The 21,606-nt window shown below is 67.2% G+C and carries 16 protein-coding genes; 10 read left to right on the plus strand and 6 right to left on the minus strand.

From position 1 onward, the window contains the following. Positions 1-65 precede the first annotated feature (65 nt). From gltB to AU192_RS09870, 4 genes are read left to right on the plus strand one after another with little or no spacing between them, the layout of a single operon-like run. Positions 66-4,607, plus strand: a complete 4,542-nt coding sequence (gene gltB, locus AU192_RS09855) for a glutamate synthase large subunit (RefSeq protein ID WP_064395576.1) — start codon at positions 66-68, stop codon at positions 4,605-4,607. Next, a complete protein-coding gene (locus AU192_RS09860) occupies positions 4,600-6,108 on the plus strand; it encodes a glutamate synthase subunit beta (RefSeq protein WP_064395577.1) in 1,509 nt (502 codons plus the stop codon). Before gltB ends, AU192_RS09860 begins: the two co-directional genes overlap by 8 nt. Before the next feature lie 26 nt (positions 6,109-6,134). Further along, complete coding sequence (pyk, locus tag AU192_RS09865) at positions 6,135-7,553, plus strand: pyruvate kinase (RefSeq protein WP_064395578.1); 1,419 nt, start codon at positions 6,135-6,137, stop codon at positions 7,551-7,553. Further along, positions 7,550-8,410: an acyl-CoA thioesterase II gene (locus AU192_RS09870; RefSeq protein WP_064395579.1), complete on the plus strand. Its 861-nt coding sequence runs from the start codon at positions 7,550-7,552 to the stop codon at positions 8,408-8,410. The genes pyk and AU192_RS09870 overlap by 4 nt, the downstream gene beginning before the upstream one ends. Here AU192_RS09870 and AU192_RS09875 read toward each other — a convergent pair whose 3' ends face one another. From AU192_RS09875 to AU192_RS09900, 6 genes are all read right to left on the minus strand, one after another. Beyond that, positions 8,411-8,968: a DUF4190 domain-containing protein gene (locus AU192_RS09875; RefSeq protein WP_064395580.1), complete on the minus strand. Its 558-nt coding sequence runs from the start codon at positions 8,966-8,968 to the stop codon at positions 8,411-8,413. It lies immediately after the preceding gene. Further along, complete coding sequence (locus tag AU192_RS09880) at positions 8,965-10,455, minus strand: ATP-binding cassette domain-containing protein (protein ID WP_064395581.1); 1,491 nt, start codon at positions 10,453-10,455, stop codon at positions 8,965-8,967. The genes AU192_RS09875 and AU192_RS09880 overlap by 4 nt, the downstream gene beginning before the upstream one ends. Beyond that, positions 10,448-11,998, minus strand: coding sequence for a thiol reductant ABC exporter subunit CydD (cydD, locus tag AU192_RS09885; RefSeq protein ID WP_207544922.1), 1,551 nt, complete (start codon positions 11,996-11,998; stop codon positions 10,448-10,450). Before cydD ends, AU192_RS09880 begins: the two co-directional genes overlap by 8 nt. A 23-nt stretch (positions 11,999-12,021) precedes the next feature. Further along, the gene (gene cydB / locus AU192_RS09890; RefSeq protein ID WP_064395583.1) at positions 12,022-13,062 is read right to left on the minus strand and encodes a cytochrome d ubiquinol oxidase subunit II; all 1,041 of its coding nucleotides are present in this window, start codon (positions 13,060-13,062) and stop codon (positions 12,022-12,024) included. A 14-nt stretch (positions 13,063-13,076) separates the two neighbouring features. After that, the gene (locus AU192_RS09895) at positions 13,077-14,531 is read right to left on the minus strand and encodes a cytochrome ubiquinol oxidase subunit I (RefSeq protein WP_064395584.1); all 1,455 of its coding nucleotides are present in this window, start codon (positions 14,529-14,531) and stop codon (positions 13,077-13,079) included. Positions 14,532-14,593: 62 nt separating this feature from the next. Further along, a complete protein-coding gene (locus AU192_RS09900) occupies positions 14,594-15,196 on the minus strand; it encodes an HdeD family acid-resistance protein (RefSeq protein ID WP_064395585.1) in 603 nt (200 codons plus the stop codon). Between the two features lie 257 nt (positions 15,197-15,453). Here AU192_RS09900 and AU192_RS09905 point away from each other — a divergent pair, with 257 nt between their 5' ends. From AU192_RS09905 to AU192_RS09930, 6 genes are read left to right on the plus strand one after another with little or no spacing between them, the layout of a single operon-like run. After that, on the plus strand, positions 15,454-16,299 hold the full coding sequence (locus AU192_RS09905) for an ABC transporter substrate-binding protein (RefSeq protein WP_082694956.1): 846 nt from the start codon (positions 15,454-15,456) through the stop codon (positions 16,297-16,299). 11 nt (positions 16,300-16,310) lie between these two features. Continuing rightward, positions 16,311-17,243 (plus strand): amino acid ABC transporter permease, encoded by a 933-nt coding sequence (locus AU192_RS09910; RefSeq protein ID WP_064395587.1) that lies wholly within the window; start codon positions 16,311-16,313, stop codon positions 17,241-17,243. Positions 17,244-17,248: 5 nt separating this feature from the next. Next, positions 17,249-18,001: an amino acid ABC transporter ATP-binding protein gene (locus tag AU192_RS09915; RefSeq protein ID WP_064395649.1), complete on the plus strand. Its 753-nt coding sequence runs from the start codon at positions 17,249-17,251 to the stop codon at positions 17,999-18,001. A gap of 4 nt (positions 18,002-18,005) precedes the next feature. Continuing rightward, complete coding sequence (gene macS / locus AU192_RS09920; RefSeq protein WP_207544920.1) at positions 18,006-19,133, plus strand: MacS family sensor histidine kinase; 1,128 nt, start codon at positions 18,006-18,008, stop codon at positions 19,131-19,133. Beyond that, positions 19,106-19,759, plus strand: a complete 654-nt coding sequence (locus AU192_RS09925) for a response regulator (RefSeq protein ID WP_064395588.1) — start codon at positions 19,106-19,108, stop codon at positions 19,757-19,759. The genes macS and AU192_RS09925 overlap by 28 nt, the downstream gene beginning before the upstream one ends. Before the next feature lie 44 nt (positions 19,760-19,803). After that, positions 19,804-21,555 carry a DUF2339 domain-containing protein gene (locus tag AU192_RS09930; protein ID WP_064395589.1) on the plus strand — a complete coding sequence of 584 codons (1,752 nt, stop codon included), beginning with the start codon at positions 19,804-19,806 and terminating at the stop codon, positions 21,553-21,555. The last annotated feature ends 51 nt before the right edge of the window (positions 21,556-21,606 follow it).

A 21,606-nucleotide genomic window follows, 5' to 3' on the forward strand; every position in this document is an offset into this window, starting at 1 on the left:
CAATTGGCTGCGGGCCGGTGCAGTCCCGGACATGAATACTTCCGGACCGCGAAGGTGCCCCCTCGATGCTCTTTTCGGCATTTCCCGAACCTCAAGGTCTCTACGACCCGGCCAATGAAGCGGATTCCTGCGGTGTCGCCATGGTCGTCGACATCCAGGGCCGACGCTCGCACTCCATCGTCGCCGACGGGCTGACCGCCCTAGAGCATCTCGACCACCGCGGCGCCGCCGGCGCCGAGTCCAACAGCGGTGACGGTGCGGGCATCCTGATCCAACTGCCCGTCGAGCTGCTGCGCGAGGTCGTCGACTTCGACCTTCCGGCCCCCGCGCTCGACGGGAGCAACACCTTCGCCGCAGGCATCTGTTTCATGCCACAAGAACCCGCGGCCCGCGCCGCCGCCCGCGAAAGCGTCGAAGCCATCGCCGACGACGAAGGGCTGAAGGTGCTCGGCTGGCGCCTCTTGCCGATTGACCCCCTCGGTGCGAACCTCGGCGCCACCGCGCTAGGTTGCATGCCGCACATGGAGCAACTGTTCGTCGCCTCGACCACCGAGGTCGGCGGCGTCGAACTCGACCGACGCGTCTATCCGCTCCGCAAACGGGCCGAGCGCGAAGGCGTTTACTTCCCGTCGCTGTCCAGCCGCACCATGGCGTACAAGGGTATGCTCACCACAAAGCAGCTGCCACAATATTTCTCGGATCTGCACGACGAGCGTTGCCGCAGTGCCATCGCGATCGTGCACAGCCGGTTCTCGACGAACACGTTCCCGTCGTGGCCCTTGGCTCACCCCTTCCGCTACGTCGCCCACAACGGTGAGATCAACACCGTCCGCGGCAACCGCAACCGCATGCGCGCACGGGAAGCGATGCTCGCCAGCGCCAACATCCCCGGCGATCTGTCCCGCCTGTTCCCGATCTGCACGCCGGAGGCTTCCGACTCGGCTTCCTTCGACGAAGTGCTCGAACTGCTGCACCTCGGTGGCCGCAACCTGCACCACGCCGTGCTGATGATGATCCCGGAGGCCTGGGAGAACAGCACCACCATGGACGACGCCGAACGCGCCTTCTGGCAGTTCCACGCATCCTTGATGGAGCCCTGGGACGGTCCCGCCTGTGTCACCTTCACCGACGGCACACTCGTCGGTGCGGTGCTGGACCGCAACGGATTACGCCCCGGCCGGTGGTGGCGCACGATCGATGACCGCGTCATCCTCGCCAGCGAGAGCGGCGTGCTCGACGTGCCGTCAGCGCAGATCGTCGCCAAGGGTCGCCTGCAACCGGGCAAGATGTTCCTGATCGACACCGCCGCTGGGCGCATCGTCACCGACGACGAGATCAAGGCGGACCTGTCGGCGCAGGAGTCTTACGGCGAGTGGTTGCACGCCGGCCTTCTCGACATCGCCACCCTGCCCGACCGCACCCGCGTTCAGCCCAACCACGACAACGTCGTCAAGCGCCAGATCGCCTTCGGCTACACAGAAGAGGACCTGCGCGTCCTGCTCACACCCATGGCCGCCTCCGGGGCGGAGCCGCTCGGCTCCATGGGCACCGACACTCCAACCGCAGTGCTCTCACAACGATCCCGACTGCTCTACGACTATTTCGTCGAACTCTTCGCACAGGTCACCAACCCGCCGCTGGACGCCATCCGCGAAGAGATCGTCACATCAATGGCCCGCATCATGGGTCCCGAGCAGAACCTGCTCGAACCGTCCGCCGCCTCATGTCGCCAGATCGTGCTGCGCTGGCCGGTTCTCGACAACGACGAGCTCAACAAGATCGTGCACATCAACGACGACGGTGAACACCCCGGCCTGCGCACCACCGTGCTGAAGGCCCTCTACGACGTCGAGCGCGGCGGGGAAGGGCTTGCCGACGCTCTCGAAGACCTCCGCGCGAAGGCCTGCGAGGCGATCGCCAAAGGTGCACGGACGCTTGTTATCTCCGATCGGGACTCCGACCACACCCGCGCGCCGATTCCGTCGCTGCTGGCCGTCTCGGCCGTGCACCACCACCTCGTGCGTACCAAGGAGCGCACCACCGTCGCGCTGGTGGTCGAGAGCGGTGACGCCCGCGAGGTGCACCACATCGCGATGCTCATCGGCTTCGGTGCCGCAGCGGTCAACCCGTACCTTGCCTTCGAGTCGATCGAAGACCTCGTCCGCGAAGGGGAACTGACCGGCATCGAACCCGCCGCCGCAGTACGCAACTACTGCAAGGCCCTCGGCAAAGGTGTCATGAAGGTGATGAGCAAGATGGGCATCTCGACCGTCGCCTCCTACACGGCCGCGCAGGCCTTCGAGGCGGTCGGCATCGACAAGGACGTCATCGACGAGTACTTCACCGGCACCCCAAGCCAGCTCGGCGGTGTCGGCCTCGACGTGATCGCCGAAGAAGTCAAACAACGCCACCGCCGGGCCTACCCGGAGAACCCGACCGAGCGTGTCCACCGACGCCTCGAGGTCGGCGGCGACTACGCGTTCCGCCGAGAAGGCGAACTGCACCTGTTCACCCCCGAAGTCGTTTTCCTGCTGCAGCATTCGACGCGCACCGGGCGCCACGACATCTTCCAGCAGTATTCCGACGAGGTGAACCGCCTCAGCCGCGAAGGCGGAACACTGCGGGGCCTTTTCGAGTTCAAGAGGGTCAGGCCGCCGGTGCCGCTCGACGAGGTGGAACCCGTCGAGGAGATCGTCAAGCGGTTCAACACCGGCGCCATGAGCTACGGGTCCATCTCGGCCGAGGCCCACGAAACGATGGCGATCGCGATGAACAACCTCGGCGGCCGTTCGAACTCCGGTGAGGGCGGCGAGGACACCGATCGGCTCTACGACCCCCAGCGCCGCAGCGCCGTCAAGCAGGTCGCCTCCGGCCGCTTCGGCGTCACCAGCGACTACCTGGTGAACGCGACGGACATCCAGATCAAGATGGCCCAAGGGGCGAAACCCGGTGAAGGGGGTCAACTCCCGGGCTTCAAGGTCTATCCCAACATCGCCAAGACGCGACACTCCACCCCAGGGGTCGGCCTCATCTCGCCGCCGCCGCATCACGACATCTACTCCATCGAGGATCTCGCGCAGCTGATCCACGACCTCAAGAACGCGAACGACCAGGCGCGCATCCACGTCAAGCTCGTCAGCAGCGTCGGCGTCGGAACCGTCGCCGCAGGCGTGTCCAAGGCCCACGCCGACGTCGTGCTGATCTCGGGTTACGACGGCGGCACCGGAGCCGCGCCCCTGACGAGCCTCAAGCACGCCGGCGTGCCGTGGGAGATCGGGCTCGCCGAGACTCAGCAGACGTTGATGCTCAACGGGTTACGCGACCGGATCACCGTTCAGTGCGACGGGGGAATGCGCACTGCGCGCGATGTCATCGTCGCCGCGCTGCTCGGCGCCGAGGAGTACGGCTTCGCCACCGCCCCGCTCATCGTGTCGGGTTGCATCATGATGCGGGTCTGCCACCTCGACACCTGCCCGGTCGGCGTCGCCACACAGAATCCCGAACTGCGCGCCCGGTTCACCGGCAAGCCCGAGTTCGTCGAGAACTTCTTCCGCTTCATCGCCGAAGACATCCGTAAGTATCTGGCGGAGCTGGGTTTCCGGACCCTCGACGAGGCGATCGGACACGCGGAGCTGCTCGACACCGACGAGGGCGTCCAGCATTGGAAGACCCAGGGCCTGGACCTGTCACCGATCTTCGCCGCGCCCGCCGACGGGCACACGGGCCAACCCGCGCCTCGCCGCAAGGTCCGCGACCAATACCACGCACTGGACCAGGCGCTCGATCAGACGCTGATCCAGCTCGCCGAGGGCGCGCTCGAGGACGCCCATACCGTCCGGCTCGAACTGCCCATCCGCAACGTCAACCGCACCGTCGGCACGCTGCTGGGCTCCGAGGTGACCCGGCGCTTTGGCGCGCAGGGCCTGCCCGACGGCACCATTCACATCACCCTGACCGGCTCGGCGGGCCAGTCGCTCGGTGCGTTCCTGCCGCCCGGCATCACCCTGGAACTCGTCGGCGACGCCAACGACTACGTCGGAAAAGGCCTGTCCGGCGGCCGGATCGTGGTGCGGCCGCCCGAGGACGTGCTGTTCCTGGCCGAGGACAACGTGATCGCCGGCAACACGCTGCTGTTCGGCGCGACGTCGGGAGAGGTGTACCTGCGCGGCCGCGCCGGCGAACGCTTCGCGGCCCGAAACTCGGGTGCGCTGACGGTCGTCGAAGGCGTCGGCGACCACGCGTGCGAGTACATGACCGGCGGCCGGGTCGTGGTGCTCGGCAAGACCGGCCGGAACATGGCCGCGGGCATGTCCGGTGGCATCGCCTTCGTCCTCGGCCTGGACCCGAGGCGGGTCAACACGGAGATGGTGGAGCTGCAGTGCCTCGACCCGGAAGATCTCGCCTGGCTGCGGGAGGTGATCTCCCGGCACGCCCAGTACACGGGCAGCAGCCTGGCGGCCTCGCTGCTGTCGGACTGGCCAAGGCGCAGTAGCCAGTTCACCAAAATCATGCCCCGCGACTACCAGCGCGTCCTGCAGGCCACTCTCACCGCCAAACGCGAGGGGCGCGACGTCGACACCGCGATCATGGAGGCCAGCCGTGGCTGATCCCACCGGATTTCTCAAGATTCCGAAGGTCGAGGCGGCCAAACGCCCTGTCGATGAACGCGTCGGGGACTGGCGCGAGGTCTACGAGCAGCAGGACCCGAACCGGCGCGCCGCCGAGGTGTCCCAGCAGGCCCGACGGTGTATGGACTGCGGAATTCCGTTCTGCCACTCCGGAACCGCGGGATGTCCACTGGGCAACCTGATCCCGGAGTGGAACGATCTTGTGCGCCGCGGCAGATGGGACGCGGCCAGTGACCGCCTGCACGCCACCAACAACTTCCCTGAGTTCACCGGCCGGTTGTGCCCGGCACCGTGCGAGGCGGCGTGCGTGCTGTCGATCTCTGAGGAGCAGACCGGCGGCAGCGTCACGATCAAGCGCATCGAGCAGACCATCGCCGACCGCGCATGGCACTCGGGCGCGGTGCAACCGCAACCGGCCGCGATCGCCTCCGGTAAGCGCGTCGCGATCGTCGGCTCCGGTCCGGCGGGACTGGCTGCGGCACAACAGCTCACCCGTGCCGGCCACGAGGTGACGGTCTACGAACGGGACGACCGCATCGGTGGGCTGATGCGCTACGGCATCCCCGAATACAAGCTCCAAAAGGCGACGCTGGATCAGCGACTGGCTCAGATGCGGGCGGAGGGAACGCGATTCGTCACCGAGACCGAGGTCGGCGTGGACGTCTCCGTCGAGCAGCTCCGCGCGCAGTACGACGCCGTCGTGCTCGCCGTCGGTGCACTGCGTGCGCGTGACTACGTGGTCGAGGGGCGCGATCTCAAAGGTGTCCACCTGGCGATGGAGCACCTCGTGCCCGCGAACAAAGAATGCGAGGGCGACGGGCCCAGCACGATCAGCGCCAACGGCAAGCACGTCGTGATCATCGGAGGCGGTGATACCGGCGCCGACTGCCTCGGCACCGCGCATCGGCAGGGCGCGCTGTCGGTGACCCAGCTCGACTACAACCCCGAACCGCCCGAAACCCGCGACGACTCGCGCACACCATGGCCCACCTGGCCGCTCGTATTGCGGACCCGGCTCTCACCGGCCCACGCCGAGGGTGGCCACCGGCGCTACGAGGTCGCCGTCCAGCGATTCGTCGGCGACGACAGCGGGAACCTCCGCGCACTGGAGATCGCCGAGGTCAAGGTCGAACGTGACCCAGACGGCCGTCGCGTCATCACCCCGGTCGGCGAACCGATGGAAATCCCCTGCGAGCTGGCGTTGTTGGCGATCGGTTTCGACGGCGTCGAACACATGCCGCTCCTCGACGAACTGGGCCTGACACCGAATCGGCGCGGCGCGCTGCCGTGCGGATCGGACTGGCAGACCGACGCAGCCGGCGTGTTCGTCTGCGGCGACGCCCACCGCGGCGCCTCGCTGATCGTCTGGGCGATCGCCGAGGGCCGCAGCGCCGCGCACGCGGTCGACACGTTCCTGATGGGGGAGTCGGATCTGCCTGCCCCGGTGATCCCAGGCTCTCTTCCGCTGGCCGTCGTCTGAATCGATAACGACTATGCTCGAGTGTCGTGAATAGACGCGGAAAGATCGTCTGCACCCTCGGTCCGGCCACCGCGACCGATGACGCCGTCCGTGCCCTGGTCACAGCGGGAATGGACGTCGCGCGGCTCAACTTCAGCCACGGCGACTATCCCGACCACGAAGCCAACTACAAGCGGGTCCGGTCCGCATCCGACGCCACCGGCCGCGCGGTCGGCATTCTCGCCGACCTGCAGGGCCCCAAGATCCGGCTCGGCCGATTCAAGGACGGCCCCACCTTCTGGGCCGCCGGCGAGACGGTGCGCATCACCGTCGACGACGTCGAGGGAACGTCCGACCGCGTGTCGACCACCTACAAGCGCCTGGCCGAGGACGCCACACCGGGTGACCGGGTCCTGGTCGACGACGGCAACGTCGGCCTCGTCGTCGAGAGCATCGAGGGCAACGACCTCGTCTGCACCGTCACCGAGGGCGGTCCGGTCAGCAACAACAAGGGCATGTCGCTACCCGGGATGAACGTCTCGGCGCCGGCGCTGTCGGAAAAGGACATCGACGACCTCGAGTTCGCCCTGCGCCTCGGCGTCGACTTCGTCGCGTTGTCCTTCGTCCGTTCGCCTGCCGACATCGAACTCGTGCACGAGGTGATGGACCGGGTCGGTCGCCGAGTGCCCGTCATCGCCAAGCTCGAGAAGCCAGAAGCCATCGACAATCTCGAGGCCGTGGTACTGGCATTCGACGCGATCATGGTCGCCCGCGGTGACCTCGGCGTGGAGTTGCCGCTCGAGGAAGTGCCGCTGGTGCAGAAGCGCGCAATCCAAATGGCAAGGGAGAACGCGAAACCCGTCATCGTCGCGACTCAGATGCTGGAGTCGATGATCGAGAACTCGCGGCCCACCCGAGCCGAGGCGTCCGATGTCGCGAACGCGATCCTCGACGGCACCGACGCGGTGATGCTTTCCGGTGAGACCTCCGTGGGTAAGTACCCGCTCGAAACGGTCAAGACGATGGCGCGCATCATCAAGGCGGTCGAGGAGAACTCCGTGGCCGCACCGCCGCTTACGCACGTGCCCCGGACAAAGCGCGGCGTCATCTCGTATGCCGCTCGCGATATCGGCGAGCGCCTCGACGCGAAGGCGCTGGTCGCCTACACGCAGTCGGGTGACACGGTGCGCAGGCTCGCACGGCTGCACACGCCGTTGCCGCTGCTGGCATTCACGTCGCTGCCGGAGGTGCGCAGCCAGCTCGCGCTGAGTTGGGGCACCGAGACGTTCATCGTGCCGCACATCCAGACCACCGATGGAATGATCCGCCAGGTCGACAAGTCGCTGCTCGAACTCGGTCGCTACAAGCGAGGGGACCTGGTGGTCGTCATCGCCGGCATCCCACCCGGCACAGTAGGCTCCACCAACCTGATCCATGTGCACAGAATCGGCGAGGATGACGTGTGACAGCGGATTTCGACGAACTGCTCGAGGTACTCGACCTCCGCCAGATCGCCGACGACATCTACATCGGCTCGCATCCCAGCAAGAACCCAGTGCGGACCTTCGGCGGGCAGATGATGGCCCAGTCGTTCGTGGCGGCCGGCCGCAGCTTGACGCACCCGACGCCGCCCAGCGCGTTGTCGGCCCACTTCATCGCGGGCGGGGACCCGGAGAAGGATCTCGAGTTCCACGTCGTGCGGCTCCGTGACGAACGCCGCTTCGCCAACCGCCGCGTCGACGTCATGCAGGACGGCCAACTACTGACGACGGCGATGGTGTCCTTCCTTGCCGGCGGTCGCAGCCTGGAGCACGCGATCACGCCTCCTGACCTGCCCGACCCGGAGTCGGTGCCGCCGGTGGACGACCTGCTGCGCGGCTACGAGGAGATCGTCCCGCATTTCGTCAACGCGTTGCGGCCCATCGACTGGCGCTACACCAACGATCCGAGTTGGGTGATGCGCGACAAGGGCGAGAAGCTGGCGCACAACCGGGTGTGGATGAGGGCTCTCGGCCAGATGCCCGACGATCCGGTGCTGCACGCCGCCGCGCTCGTCTACTCGTCGGACACCACCGTGCTGGACTCGATCATCACCACGCACGGCTTGTCATGGGGTTACGACCGGATCTTCGCGGTCACCACCAACCACTCGGTGTGGTTTCACCGGCCCGTGCACTTCGACCAATGGTTGCTGTACTCGACGGCCTCACCCGTGGCCGCCGATTCCCGAGGCCTGGGAACCGGCCACTTCTTCGATCGGTCCGGTCAGCCGGTCGCCACCGTGGTGCAGGAGGGGATCGTCAAGTATTTCCCGCCCCGCTGACTACGGCGTCGGCGTGATCGTCACGTCGAACTGGTCCTCAACCCGGTGTTGGAACTCCTCGGCACACTGCTGCACCGCATCCTGGTCGTTGCCCGCGCGCGATATGCAGTCGATGTAGTCGCTGCCGCCCACCTCGTTGAAACCCCAGACGGCCAGCCAGATGACGACGATGGCTTCGATGATGCTCAAGAACCCGAGCACGATGCCGGCGATGGCGATACCGCCGTTGGTGGCCTCACCGCGCTTGGCCCGGCCCCAGCCGATGAAGCCGAGAATCACGGCGACGACGCCGAGGACGATCCCGCCGAAGACCGACAGCAGCGCGATGATCGCGACGACCAGGGCCGCGATGCCGATGCCGTTCTTGGGGGCGCTCGCCGGTGGTGGATAGCCGTAACCCTGCGGCGGAGGCGGGGGATAACCGCCCGGATAGGCGCCGTACTGCGGCTGTGACGGAGGTGGCTGCGACGGAGGCGGCGGTGGCGGCGACTGCGACGGCGGCGGTGGTGTTTGGGGCGGCGTTTGCGGTGGCGTCTCGGGGTTTTCCGGCTCGCTCATGCCGAGGAGGTTACTCCGCGACCAGCGAGGATGACGGTAGGACACTCGAGGTGCTCGGGTAGATGATGTGTGGCCACGACGACCGCGCGGTCGGCAGCAAACAGCGCACCCGGAGTCAGCAGGTCGACCAGAATCCGGTGGGCAGCGGCGGCGTCGAGATGCTCGGTGGGTTCGTCGAGCAACACCGTCGGGGCCGTGGTGAGAAGAGCGCGCGCCAACAACAGCCGCCGACGCTGCCCGGCGGATACGGCGGCCGCCCCGCCGATCAGCACCGTGGACAGCCCGTCCGGCAACGCGTCGAGCCAGTCGCGCAGACCCACCCGCTGCAACGCGGCTCGAATCTCGTCGTCGCTGGCATCACCGCGCGCCACCAACATGTTGTCCCGCACTGTGGTGGCGAACAGGTGGGCGTCTTCGGCGAGAAAGACTGCGGCCGGGTCGCGCTCGGCCATGGACAGCAACAGCGTGGTCTTGCCCGATCCGCTCGGGCCCACGATCGCGAGGCGGTCGCCGGGCCCCACAGAGACCTCGGGAACGGTCGGCCGCTCGCGCGCCGAGTCGATCGGTTCGGTGATCTCGGCGAGGCGGCGCGCCGCGATACGCGATCTGGTCAACTGCACGGCGGCCGCGGGCAATGCGGCGCTCGCCTCGAACGCCGACAGCGGTAACAGCATCAGGATCGCGAGCGTCGTCGGTGCGACCGAGTCGGCGATCGCGATCGCGGCGATCACGGCGCCGAATACGCTGGCGCCGATCGCCGCGGTCGAGGCCGCGGCCGCCACCGCGGCGGGTGCCGCCGCCATGTCCGTGGCTCGTCCCCAGTTACGGTGGCGACGCTCGGCTTCGGCGAGGACCGCCTCGAGGCGTCCGCAGACCCGAAGCTCCAGAGCATGGTCGAGGGCGTGCATCACCGCCACATCACGTCTCGAATGATGCTGCGTGGCCGCATCTTCCGTCGCCTCGGCGGCGCGGGCGGCCATCGCGGGTGCGACGACGCCCGCGATCAGGAGACACAGCGCCAGGACGACGGCCGCCTCGAGGGAGATGAGGCCGATACCGACGACGGCGGCCAGCCCGAGTACGGCGGCCACCGCGATCGGCAGCACCGCCCGCACCACGACGTCGGCGAGGTCGTCGACCGACGCGCCGATCCGGGCCACCAGTTCACCGCTGGGCATTCGCATCGCGGTGTCGGCAGGCGCTTCGGCCAGGCAGCGGTACAGGGCCTCGCGGGTGTCCGCCGCACAGCGCAGCGCGGTGTCGTGCGACGCCAGCCGCTGGCAGTACCCCAGCACACCGCGGGAGATGCCGAGCGCGCGCACCGCGACGACGGCGACCGTCAGGTGCAGCACCGGCGGCATCTGCCACGCCCTCGTGATCAACCAGGCCGAAATTGCGGCCAGCGCCAGCGCGCTGCCGAGCGACAGGACACCGAGCACCACCGCGAGCGACAGTCGCCCCAGCCGAGCCCTCAACAGTTCACGCATCGACGAACTCCCTCATGACGAGCACCCGGTCGCCGATCGCGCGCACCGCATCCCGGTGACCGACGACCAGCACCGTGGCGCCGGCGCGGGCCCGCGCGACGATCGCGTCGAGCGCACGGGCCTCCATCGCCGCATCGAGATGCGACGTCGGCTCGTCGAGCAACAGCACCGGCGCGGTCGAGCCCAGCGCCCGGGCCAGCCCCAGCCGCTGGCGCTGACCGAGTGACAGGCCCGTACCGTCGCGACCGAGCACGGTCTCCAGGCCCTGGGGGAGCGTTGCGAGAACTTCGTCGAAACCCGCTGAGCGGCAAGCTTCTTCGAGTCTCGCGATGGGCCCGAACAGCTCGAGGTTGTCGCGGACGCTGCCCGGCACCAGCACCGGACGATGCGGTAACCAGGAGACCTGGTGCCACCATGACGGCAGGTCGAGGTCGCCGACATCGATACCGCTGATCGAAACCTCGCCAGGATGCAGGCCGAGGATCGTGTGAAGCAGCGTCGACTTACCGACACCGTTGGGACCGGTCAGCACCGTCACCCGGCCCGGCTCCACATCCTCGTCCAGGGCTCCGAGGTGGATGGTGGCCCCGGCCGCCGGGACGGTGCGGGTCCCCGCCGATCGGCGCGGCAGCTTGTCGAGGAGCCGGAGTGCGGCGTCGGCCGCTGTCTTGCCGTCCTGGGCGGCGTGAAACTCCACGCCGACGCGCCGAAGCGGCCAGAACACCTCCGGTGCAAGTAGCAGCGCGGTGAGGCCCGCGGTCAGTGTCATCTCGCCGAACACCAGCCGCAACCCGATGCCGACGGCGACGAGCGCGACGCCCAAAGTGGCCAGCAGTTCGAGGACCAACGCCGACAGAAACGCCATCCGCAGGGTGGACATCGTCGAACGGCGATGCGCTGCAGCCAGTTCGGTGATGCGCCCGACAGAGCCTTCGAGTCGCCCCAACGCCCGCAACGTCGGTATGCCCGCCACCAGGTCGAGCATCCGCGACTGCAGGGTGCTCATCGCCGACAATGCGGCCACCGAGCGTTCCTTGGTCAGCAGCCCGATCAACACCATGAATATCGGAATGAGCGGCAGCGCAATCAGGACGATGAGTGCCGAGCGCCAGTCGACCACGGCGATCACCAGCACCGTGGCCGGGGTGAGGATCCCAGCGAGGAACACCGCCGGCAGGTACGCCGTGAGAAACGGTCGTAGACCGTCGAGGCCGCGAGTGATCAATGCGGCTGCGGTGTCGCGTTCGGCGGCGAGAAGTCGCGGTGGCAGCGCGGTGACCGCGCGGAGCACCTGAGCGGACAGATCGGCGATCACCTGCGTCGCGCCCGCCGAGGCCAGCCTGCTCTGAAGCCAGTGTGCGACGGTGCGGATCACCCACAGCGCCACCAGAAGTGCGAGGGGGCCGGCCCAGTGGCGGAGGTGGCGCGTGGTGGGGTCGGTGATCACGCCTGCCACGACATCGGCGAGCACGACGGCCGCACCAATGGTCGCGCCGGTGATGAGCACCCCGCACAGCACCGATGCGACCAGGTAGCGACGCATCGCAGGCGAGGTCCGCCACAGGTTCATGTCCGCCGCCGCGTCAAACCCGCGGGATCGGGAATCCGCTCGGCCGAGATGCGTTGCCGGAAGACCCAATACGTCCATCCCTGATACACCAGGACAAGCGGTGCGAAGATCAGCGCCGCCCAGCTCATGATCGTCAACGTGTACGGGCTGGAGGCCGCGTTGTCGATCGTCAGGCTGTAGGCGGGATCGATCGTCGACGGCATCAGGTTCGGGTAGAGCACGCCGAACAGCAAGACCACGACCGCTGCGACAGTCAGAGTGGTGTACGCGAAAGCCCAGCCTTCTTCGGTACCGCGCCACACCCGAAGGGTCGCCGCCAGCTGTGCCATACCCGCGACGACCAGCACGAGCCATGTCCAGTTCTTGCCGTACTCCAGCTGCGTCCACAGCCCGAACGACGCCAGTACCGCCGTCACCGGCAGTGCCAGCCGGCCGGCGAATCGCAGTGCGTTTTCGCGCACGGCGCCATCGGTTTTCAACGCCACGAACACCGCGCCGTGGAACAGGAACAGTCCGGCGGTGGTCAGGCCGCCGAGCAGCGTGTAGCCGTTCACGAGGTCGCCGATCGAGGTGCGCAGCTGCTTGTCGGCGTCGACGGGAAGCCCGCGCACCAGTGCCGCGAACGCGACACCCCACAGCACGGCGGGCACCCACGATCCGACGGCGATCCCGATGTCGGCCCACCGCCGCCAGCCGGGATCGTCGATCTTGCCGCGCCATTCGATCGCCACGACGCGCAGGATCATCGACAGCAGGATCGCCAGCAGCGGTAGGTACAGACCTGAGAACATCGTCGCGTACCAGTCGGGGAAGGCGGCGAACATTGCGCCGCCGGCGGTGATCAGCCAGACCTCGTTGCCGTCCCAGACGGGTCCGATGGTGTTGAGCACCGCGCGACGTGACCGTTCGGGGTCATCGTCGCCCTTGCGGCCGAACATGCCCATCAGCATGCCGACGCCGAAATCGAAGCCCTCCAGGACGAAGAAACCGAGGAACAGACCGCCCATCACCACGAACCACAGTTCGCCAAGCGCCATTGCCACCACTCCTCCTAGTACGCAAACGACAACGGCGCGACCTCGTCGCTACCGGGTGGCAGCGGCGCGGCGGGCTCGGAGTCGTGTTCCTGCGGACCTTCGATCGCGTAGCGGCGGATGAGCCAGAACCAGATGACCGCCAGCGCCGCGTACACCAGCGTGAAGGCCACGAGCGAGAGCACCACCATGCCGACCGGATGCCCGGAGACCCCGTCGGCGACGGTCAGCCGAATCATCGGATCCCCGGTCGGATTGGGCACGACCACCCACGGTTGACGGCCCATCTCGGTGAAGATCCATCCGGCGCTGTTGGCCAGAAACGGCGCGGGTAGCGCCACCAGGGCGAAGCGGGACAGCCGGCGCGACTGCGGAATCCGGCGACGACGTGTCAGCCACAGCACGGTCAAAGCGAACAGCACTGGGACGGCGAGGAATCCGATCATGGCGCGGAACGACCAGTACGTGACGAACAGGTTGGGCCGGTAGTCGCCCGGTCCGAACTTCTCGACGTACTGGTCCTGAAGGTCCTTGACGCCTTCGAGGTGGACGCCCTCGAATTCGCCTTTGGCCAGAAACGACAGCACGTACGGCACCTCGATGAGGTGCGTGACGCTGTCACAGTTGTTGTGGGTGCCGACGGTCAGAATGGAGAAGTCGGGATCGGTTGCGGTGTGGCACAACGATTCTGCCGACGCCATCTTCATCGGCTGTTGTTCGAACATCAACTTGCCCTGGACATCGCCGGTGACGACGAGGCCGAGCGTCGACGCGAGGACGACCAGGCAGCCCATGAGCGCCGCCGGCCGGTACATCGTCTGCGCCTCGGAACACTTGTCGTCTCGCGCGCGGATCATCCACCACACGCACACGCCTGCGACGAACATCCCGGCGGTCAGGAACGCCCCGAACACCGCATGCGCGAACGCGGCGATCGCGGTGTTGTTGGTGAACAGCGCGACGATGCTGGTCAACTCCGCGCGACCGGTGTCCGGGTTCAGTCGAGCGCCGACGGGATGTTGCATCCATGAGTTCGCGGCGATGATGAAGAACGCCGACAGGTTCACCGCGATGGCCACCACCCAGATGCAGGCCAGGTGCACGAGGCGGGGAAGCCGGGTCCGCCCGAAGATCCACAGGCCCAGGAACGTCGACTCGAAGAAGAAGGCGGCCAGCCCCTCCATCGCCAGCGGTGCGCCGAAAACGTCGCCGACGAACCGCGAGTACTCGCTCCAGTTCATGCCGAACTGGAATTCCTGAACGATGCCGGTGGCCACGCCCAGGGCGAAGTTGATCAGGAACAGCTTGCCGAAGAAGCGGGTGAGGCGGTACCACGATGCGTTCCCGGTGATCAGCCACGCGGTCTGCATGGCAGCGATCAACGGCGCCAGCCCGATGGTCAGCGGGACGAAGATGAAGTGGTAGACAGTCGTGATACCGAACTGCCACCGCGACACATCGAGCGCGTCCATCTCACCCTCTTCCGTGGCTGTGGCACCAGCCTACGACAGGGCGTAGTAGACGTCAGTGTGGGTTAGCTCACCGGCTCTTCCGACGCAGGTGGGGCGGCCGATCCGGCGTTGTCACGGTGCTTGAACGCCTTGCGGATCCCGAACGCCGCCACGATCTCGAAGATGCCGATCACGACCAGCGAGATGCCGGCGACAACCGTCAGAATCGCGAGCGACTCGAACGGCAGAGCGAGCATCACCACGCCCGCGATCAGGCTGATCACGCCGACGAAGATCTCCCACGCCCGCCCGGGAAGCGTCGGGTCGCTGATCGCCGAGACCGCGGTCGCCACGCCGCGGAAGATGAAGCCGATGCCGATCCAGATCGCCAGCAGCAGAATCGACTCCTGCAGGCTACGGAAGCACAACACCGCAAGGATCAGCGCCGCGGCGCCGGAGATGAACAGCAACACCCTGCTGCCGGCGGAGACGTGCAGGCTGAAAGCGAAGATCACTTGGGCGATGCCGGCGATCAGTAGGTATGCCCCGAAGAAGATCGCAGCGACCACGATCGTCTTGCCCGGCCACACCCAGATGAGCACGCCGAGGATCAGCGCGAGAAGTCCGGAGACCAGGGTCGTTTTCCACAGGTGCCGCAGCAGGTCGGGCGGCGCGGTGCTAGTCATGGCCGCAGTGTGGCATAGCGAAACGTCAATGATCGTCGCATTTCGATATCGGTTCGACTATCAGTGGTGAGGTCGCGGGCGTATGTGCCGTTGGGTTCCCCTGCCGCAGCGTGGCGTCTCCACTACTGTTCCGTTACCGGTGCTGCGCACCGATCCCACGACGCAGAAAGTAGGCATCCGTGTTAGGTGAGTGTCACAACCGTCGAAGTGGATTCTGGCGTTTCGCAGTCGTATTCGCCGCGGCCGGCGCCCTGGCGATGTCCGGTTGCGCCAGCGGCGGGGGAGGCGGCGGTGGGGATGCCACCAGTGCATCCCCGACGGCGCCGGCGGCGAAGGTCAACGAGATCGCCAATACCGTTCCAGAGGACATCAAGTCGAGCGGAGAGCTGATCGTCGGGGTCAACATCCCCTACAAACCCAACGAGTTCAAGGATCCCAGCGGCAAGATCGTGGGCTTCGACGTCGACCTGATGAACGCGATCGCGGCCACGCTCGGATTGACGCCCGAATACCGCGAGGCGGACTTCGCCAGGATCATCCCGTCGATCCAGGGAGGCACCTTCGATGTGGGGATGTCGTCGTTCACCGACACCAAGGAACGCGAGAAGTCAGTCGACTTCGTGACCTACTTCAACGCCGGGACTCTGTGGGCTCAGCGACCGGAGGCGCCGATCGACCCCAACAATGCATGCGGCAAGAAGGTGGCGGTTCAGGCCACCACCTATCAAGACACCGACGAGCTGCCTGCGAAGAGCAGGGCGTGCACCGATGCGGGCAAGCCACCGATCGAGATCGTCAGATTCGACGGGCAGGACGCCGCCACCAACGCGGTGGTGCTCGGCCAGGCCGACGCGATGTCGGCCGACTCACCGGTGACCTCGTACGCGATCAAGGAGACCAACGGCAAGCTCGAAGCCGCCGGTGAGATCTTTGATTCGGCGCCGTACGGCTGGCCCGTGCAGAAGGGATCGGCCCTCGCGCAGTCGCTGCAGAAGGCACTCGAGCATCTGATCGAAACCGGCACCTACAAAGAGATCGCCGCCAACTGGGGCGTCGAGAGCGGGATGATCGACAAGCCGGTCATCAACGGCGCCGTCTCGTAAAGGACGTTTCCATGAGCGATGTCGACACGTCGTCACCCGAGGCCCCTGCCGCCATCGATGCGGTGCCGCTGCGCCATCCGTGGCGCTGGGTGGCGGCGGTCGTCATCGCCGTACTCGTCGCCCTGTTCCTCTACGGCGCGGCGACCAACGACTCCTACCGCTGGTCGACGTACTGGAAGTACCTGTTCAACGAACGGGTGCTGACGGTCGGGGTGCTCAACACGTTGCAGCTCACTGTCTATTCGATGGTGCTCGCGATCGTGTTGGGTGTGCTGCTCGCGGTGATGCGGCTGTCGCCCAACCCGGTGCTGAAAGCCGTTGCCTGGGTGTATCTGTGGATCTTCCGCGGCACCCCGGTGTATGTGCAGCTGGTGTTCTGGGGGTTGCTACCCACGATCTACCAGAACCTTCGGCTCGGGGTGCCGTTCGGGCCTTCGCTGCTTGAGGTCGACCTGCAGTCGCTGTCGATCCCCTTCCTGCTGGCGATCCTCGGGCTGGCACTGAATGAGGCCGCGTACATGGCCGAGATCATCCGCGCCGGAATCAGTTCCGTGCCCGAAGGGCAGACCGAAGCCTCGACGGCGCTGGGCATGTCGTGGGGGATGACGATGCGGCGCACCGTGCTTCCGCAGGCGATGCGGGTGATCATCCCACCGACCGGCAACGAGGTGATCAGCATGCTGAAGACCACGTCGCTGGTGACCGCGGTGCCGTTCACGCTGGACCTGTACGGCATCACGTCGCGGGAGATCGCCGCGCGCATCTTCGAACCCGTTCCGCTTCTGCTGGTCGCCGCGACGTGGTACCTGGCGATCACCAGCGTGCTGATGGTCGGCCAGTACTACCTGGAGCGTTACTACTCGCGTGGTGCGTCGCGCAAGCTGACCACCAAACAACTCGAGGCGCTGGCCAAGGCGCAGACCTTGGGGGAGGCGCACCCGTGACACCGATGGTCAAAGCCGAGGCCGTTTGTAAGAACTTCGGTGCGTTGCAGGTTCTCAAAGGGGTCACACTCGAGATCGGGCGCGGCGAAGTGCTGTGCATGGTGGGGCCGTCCGGTTCGGGCAAGTCCACGTTCCTGCGGTGCATCAACCACCTCGAACAGGTCAACGCCGGGCGCCTGTACGTGGACGGAGAGCTGATCGGATACCGGCAGCGGGGCAACAAGATTCACGAGATGCCTCCGCGCGAAGCGGCCCGGCAGCGCCGCGACATCGGCATGGTGTTCCAGCACTTCAACCTGTTTCCGCACCGCACCGTGTTAGAGAACATCATCGAGGCGCCCATTCACGTCAAGCGCGTCAAGAAGGACGAGGCGGTGGCGCGTGCGCGAGACCTGCTCGACCAGGTGGGGCTGACCGCCAAGGCCGACGCCTATCCCGCCCAGCTGTCCGGAGGGCAGCAGCAGCGCGTCGCGATCGCCCGCGCTCTGGCGATGAGCCCCAAACTGATGCTGTTCGACGAGCCCACGTCGGCGCTGGACCCCGAGCTCGTGGGTGAGGTGCTCGAAGTGATGAAAAAACTTGCCGCCGAGGGGATGACGATGGTGGTGGTGACACACGAAATGGGGTTCGCCCGCGAGGTGGCCAACCATCTGGTCTTCATGGACGGCGGCGTGGTCGTGGAGAGCGGACCGCCGCGCGACGTGCTGGCCAACCCGAAGCACGAACGCACGAAGGCGTTTCTGTCCAAGGTGTTGTAGACAGATGTCGGCCAACGCCCCGGATCCGGCCACCCCGCTGTGGCGGGCGGCCCAGGTGTTCCGATTGCTGAGTTGTCTCTATGCGCTCGGATTCCAGGTTTCGGTGAATCCGGACCTGGACCGCCCGGGTATGGCGTGGGCGCTGTTCGCGGTGTTGCTGGGGTCCAGTGCGCTGTGCGCCGTCGCCTATCTGCAGGGGTTCGGCCGACGTCCGGCGTTCGTGCTGGTCGAGATCGCGGTGGTCGTGGCGTTGATCCTGTCGACGGAGGTGGTCGCCTCGTCACAGTGGGCGTTCGACAACCAGTCGTGGCCGACGACGTTGTGGGCGACCAACGCGACCATCTCGGCGGCGATCGTGGCTGGGCCGATCGCGGGCATGTTCACCGGCGTGCTCGTGATGGTGGCCAGCACCGTCGTCAAGGGCTTCATCAACTACGACCTCGGCCGCAACGCGACGATTGTCATCGAGCTCGCGGTCGGCCTGGCGGTGGGCATGGCCGCGCAGACTGCCCGACGGGCCCATTCCGAGCTGGAGCAGGCGACCCGGCTGGCCGCGGCGCACCAGGAGCGGGAGAGGTTGTCTCGGGAGGTGCACGACGGCGCCATCCAGGTGCTCGCGCTGGTCTCGCGTCGCGGCCGCGAAATCGGGGGAGCCACAGCCGAACTCGCTGAACTCGCGGGCGAGCAGGAGCGTGCGCTGAGGCGGTTGGTCAGCTCCGGTGACGCCGAACCGCGCGTCGGAGCGATGAGAGACGTCGGCGCATTGTTGCGGCAGCGAGCGTCCGACCGCGTATCGGTCAGCCTGCCCGCCGAACCCGTACTGCTCGACGCCGTCGTGGCCACCGAGTTGTCCGCCGCGGTCGTCAACGCGCTCGACAATGTGGTCGCGCACGCCGGGCCGGACGCCCATGCCTATGTGCTGCTCGAAGACCTCGGCGACACGATCACGGTGAGCATCCGTGACGACGGCACCGGGATTCCCGAAGGGCGGCTCGAGGAGGCGGTGCGCGAGGGCCGCATCGGTGTCTCGAAATCGATTGTCGGACGGATGGACTGGCTCGGTGGCAGCGCCAAGCTGACCACCGCGCCGGAGAGCGGGACGGAATGGGAACTGACGCTACCCCGACGGTGATGGTCGTTGACGACCATCCCATCTGGCGCGACGCGGTGGCCCGCGACCTCGAAGAGGACGGTTTCACCGTGGTCGCCACGGCCGACGGCGTCGGCGCTGCGCGCCGCCGCGCCGCGGCGGTTCAGCCCGATGTGGTGGTGATGGACATGCGGCTCGCCGACGGCGACGGCGCGCAGGCGACCGCGGAAGTGCTCGCCGTGTCGCCGTCCTCGAAAATCCTTGTGCTGTCGGCATCTGACGAACGGGAGGACGTGCTCGAGGCGGTGAAGGCCGGGGCGACCGGATACCTGGTGAAGAGCGCGTCGAAGCAGGAACTCGGCGATGCGGTGCGCGCCACCGCCGAGGGCAGGGCCGTGTTCACCCCCGGCCTGGCGGGCCTGGTGCTCGGCGAGTACCGGCGGATCGCCCAGAATCGCGGCGGGCCCGAGACGCCGAGCCTGACCGAGCGGGAAACCGAGATCCTTCGCTACGTCGCCAAAGGGCTGACCGCCAAACAGATCGCGGCGCGGTTGTCGCTGAGCCACCGCACCGTCGAGAACCACGTGCAGGCCACGTTCCGCAAGCTGCAGGTCGCTAATCGCGTCGAGCTGGCGCGATATGCGATCGAACACGGGTTGGACGAGTAGTCCTACTCATCCCGTGAGGCCCGTCGCGCTGTGACGATGGCTGCATGACCGAACCGCAGCGTGCCGTCGTCGCCCGCCTGTCCGCTGATGTCGCCGCGATCTCCGCGTACCTGGCGCGGGTGTCGTCGGACCTGACCGAACTCGACCGGCAGCTGACGTCATCACCGCAACACGAGCCGATATACCAGCCGCATGCCTACCCAGCGCCGCCGCAGCATCCGCCGCATCACGGTGCACCCGTTGCGGCTTCACCTCCACCGGCTCCGCCTCCATCCCGGGACGAAGGCTGGATCGGCAAGCTGCTGGCGGTCGCCGGTGTCGCGGTGACGTTGATCGGGGTGGTGTTCCTCCTCGTGCTGGCCGCGCAGGCGGGCCTGTTGAGGCCCGAGATCCGCGTCGCGGCCGGGGCGGTACTGGCCGGTGGACTTGTGGGCGCAGGCTGGTGGCTGCATCGCAGGCCCGGCGGCCGCACCGGGGCCGTCGCCTTGGCGGCGACCGGTATCGCCGCGGCGTACATGGACGTCATCGCATTGACCACGATCTACGACTGGGTGGCCGCGCCCGCCGGGCTGGTACTCGCCGCGTTGATCGGCGGTGGCGGGCTCACGCTGGCCCGGCGCTGGAACTGCGAGCAGCTGGGGCTGCTCGTCCTGGTGCCGTTGTTGGTGCTGGCGCCGATCGTGGTCGGTGGTGTGACGTTGCTGCTCGTGGCGTTCATGCTCGCGCTGTCCGCGGCCTCGCTGCCCGTGCAGATCGGTAAGGACTGGCTCTGGCTGCACGCCGCCCGCATCGCGGCCGGCACGCTGCCGCTGCTGGTGGCGCTCATCGGCGTGTATTTCGACGACGGCCGCGATCCGCGGCTGGTCGGCGCGTGCGCCATCGCGGCGCTGCTCGCGATCGCCGGCGCGCTGATCCTGCTGCCGGGGACGGCCAACAAGTCGGCGATGGCCGTGCTGACGGGGGCAGGTCTGCTGCCGGTGCTGTCGGTCGCGCTGGCCGTCGACCGCATCGTCGCGGCGCTGATGGCGGCCACACTGGCGGCAGCACTGCTTGCCATCGTGCTCATCAGCGACCGATTGCCGGGTGTGGACGGCGCGGTGCGGCGCATCTGGACGGTGCTCTCCGCACTGTCGGCGATGATCGCGGTGGTGGTGGCGTTCGACGGCCCTATCGCGGGGCCCGTCCTGTTGGCGATGGCGCTGGTGGTCGCGACGGCAGGACGGCAGCTCGTCATGGCCAAGGCGATCTCGATCGGCTTCGCGGTCGTAGGTGCCGTCTACTACCTGAACTGGGCGCCGCCGGACACGCTGATGTGGGGGACGGCGACCAGCGGCGGGGTCGCGGCGTCGACGCTGATAGCCAGTGTCCTGCTGATCGCGTGGTCGGTGACGATCGTGTGGGCGTTCGACCGCAGGAACTCGGCCTGGTGGGCGGTCGCGGCCGCGGTGGCCGGATACGCGGTCACCACGTTGGCCGTCACGACCGGCGTGCTGGTCGGCGGTACCGACAGCGGCTTCTACGCCGGTCACATGGCTGCGACCATCTGCTGGATCGGTCTGGCCGCGGCGTTGTTCGGCTACGCGGCGCGGTCGCCCCGAGCCGACCGCTCGGTTCCGATCGCCGGGGGCCTGGCGCTGGTGGCCGCGGCGGTGGCGAAGCTGTTCCTGTTCGACCTGGGCACGCTCGACGGCATCTTCCGGGTGGTGGTGTTCATCGTCGTCGGCCTGGTGCTGTTGGGCATGGGCGCCGGATATGCCCGCCTCCTGGACAGGCAAGACCAACAAAATGGCCTCTGACCAGGAAATGTGCTAAACTGGAATCAGTCCAGAAAAGGAGGCGTTGTAGCG

This window comes from Mycobacterium lehmannii (assembly GCF_001499925.1).
Taxonomy (GTDB): Bacteria; Actinomycetota; Actinomycetes; order Mycobacteriales; family Mycobacteriaceae; genus Mycobacterium; species Mycobacterium lehmannii.

Coding starts and splice junctions, on each gene's coding strand:
- gltB (WP_064395576.1), top strand. CDS start 66: ATGCTCTTTTCGGCATTTCCCGAACCTCAAGGTCTCTACGACCCGGCC.
- AU192_RS09875 (WP_064395580.1), bottom strand. CDS start 8,968: ATGAGCGAGCCGGAAAACCCCGAGACGCCACCGCAAACGCCGCCCCAA.
- AU192_RS09880 (WP_064395581.1), bottom strand. CDS start 10,455: ATGCGTGAACTGTTGAGGGCTCGGCTGGGGCGACTGTCGCTCGCGGTG.
- cydD (WP_207544922.1), bottom strand. CDS start 11,998: ATGCGTCGCTACCTGGTCGCATCGGTGCTGTGCGGGGTGCTCATCACC.
- cydB (WP_064395583.1), bottom strand. CDS start 13,062: ATGGCGCTTGGCGAACTGTGGTTCGTGGTGATGGGCGGTCTGTTCCTC.
- AU192_RS09895 (WP_064395584.1), bottom strand. CDS start 14,531: ATGGACGCGCTCGATGTGTCGCGGTGGCAGTTCGGTATCACGACTGTC.
- AU192_RS09900 (WP_064395585.1), bottom strand. CDS start 15,196: ATGACTAGCACCGCGCCGCCCGACCTGCTGCGGCACCTGTGGAAAACG.
- AU192_RS09905 (WP_082694956.1), top strand. CDS start 15,454: ATGTCCGGTTGCGCCAGCGGCGGGGGAGGCGGCGGTGGGGATGCCACC.
- AU192_RS09910 (WP_064395587.1), top strand. CDS start 16,311: ATGAGCGATGTCGACACGTCGTCACCCGAGGCCCCTGCCGCCATCGAT.
- AU192_RS09915 (WP_064395649.1), top strand. CDS start 17,249: ATGGTCAAAGCCGAGGCCGTTTGTAAGAACTTCGGTGCGTTGCAGGTT.
- macS (WP_207544920.1), top strand. CDS start 18,006: ATGTCGGCCAACGCCCCGGATCCGGCCACCCCGCTGTGGCGGGCGGCC.
- AU192_RS09925 (WP_064395588.1), top strand. CDS start 19,106: ATGGGAACTGACGCTACCCCGACGGTGATGGTCGTTGACGACCATCCC.
- AU192_RS09930 (WP_064395589.1), top strand. CDS start 19,804: ATGACCGAACCGCAGCGTGCCGTCGTCGCCCGCCTGTCCGCTGATGTC.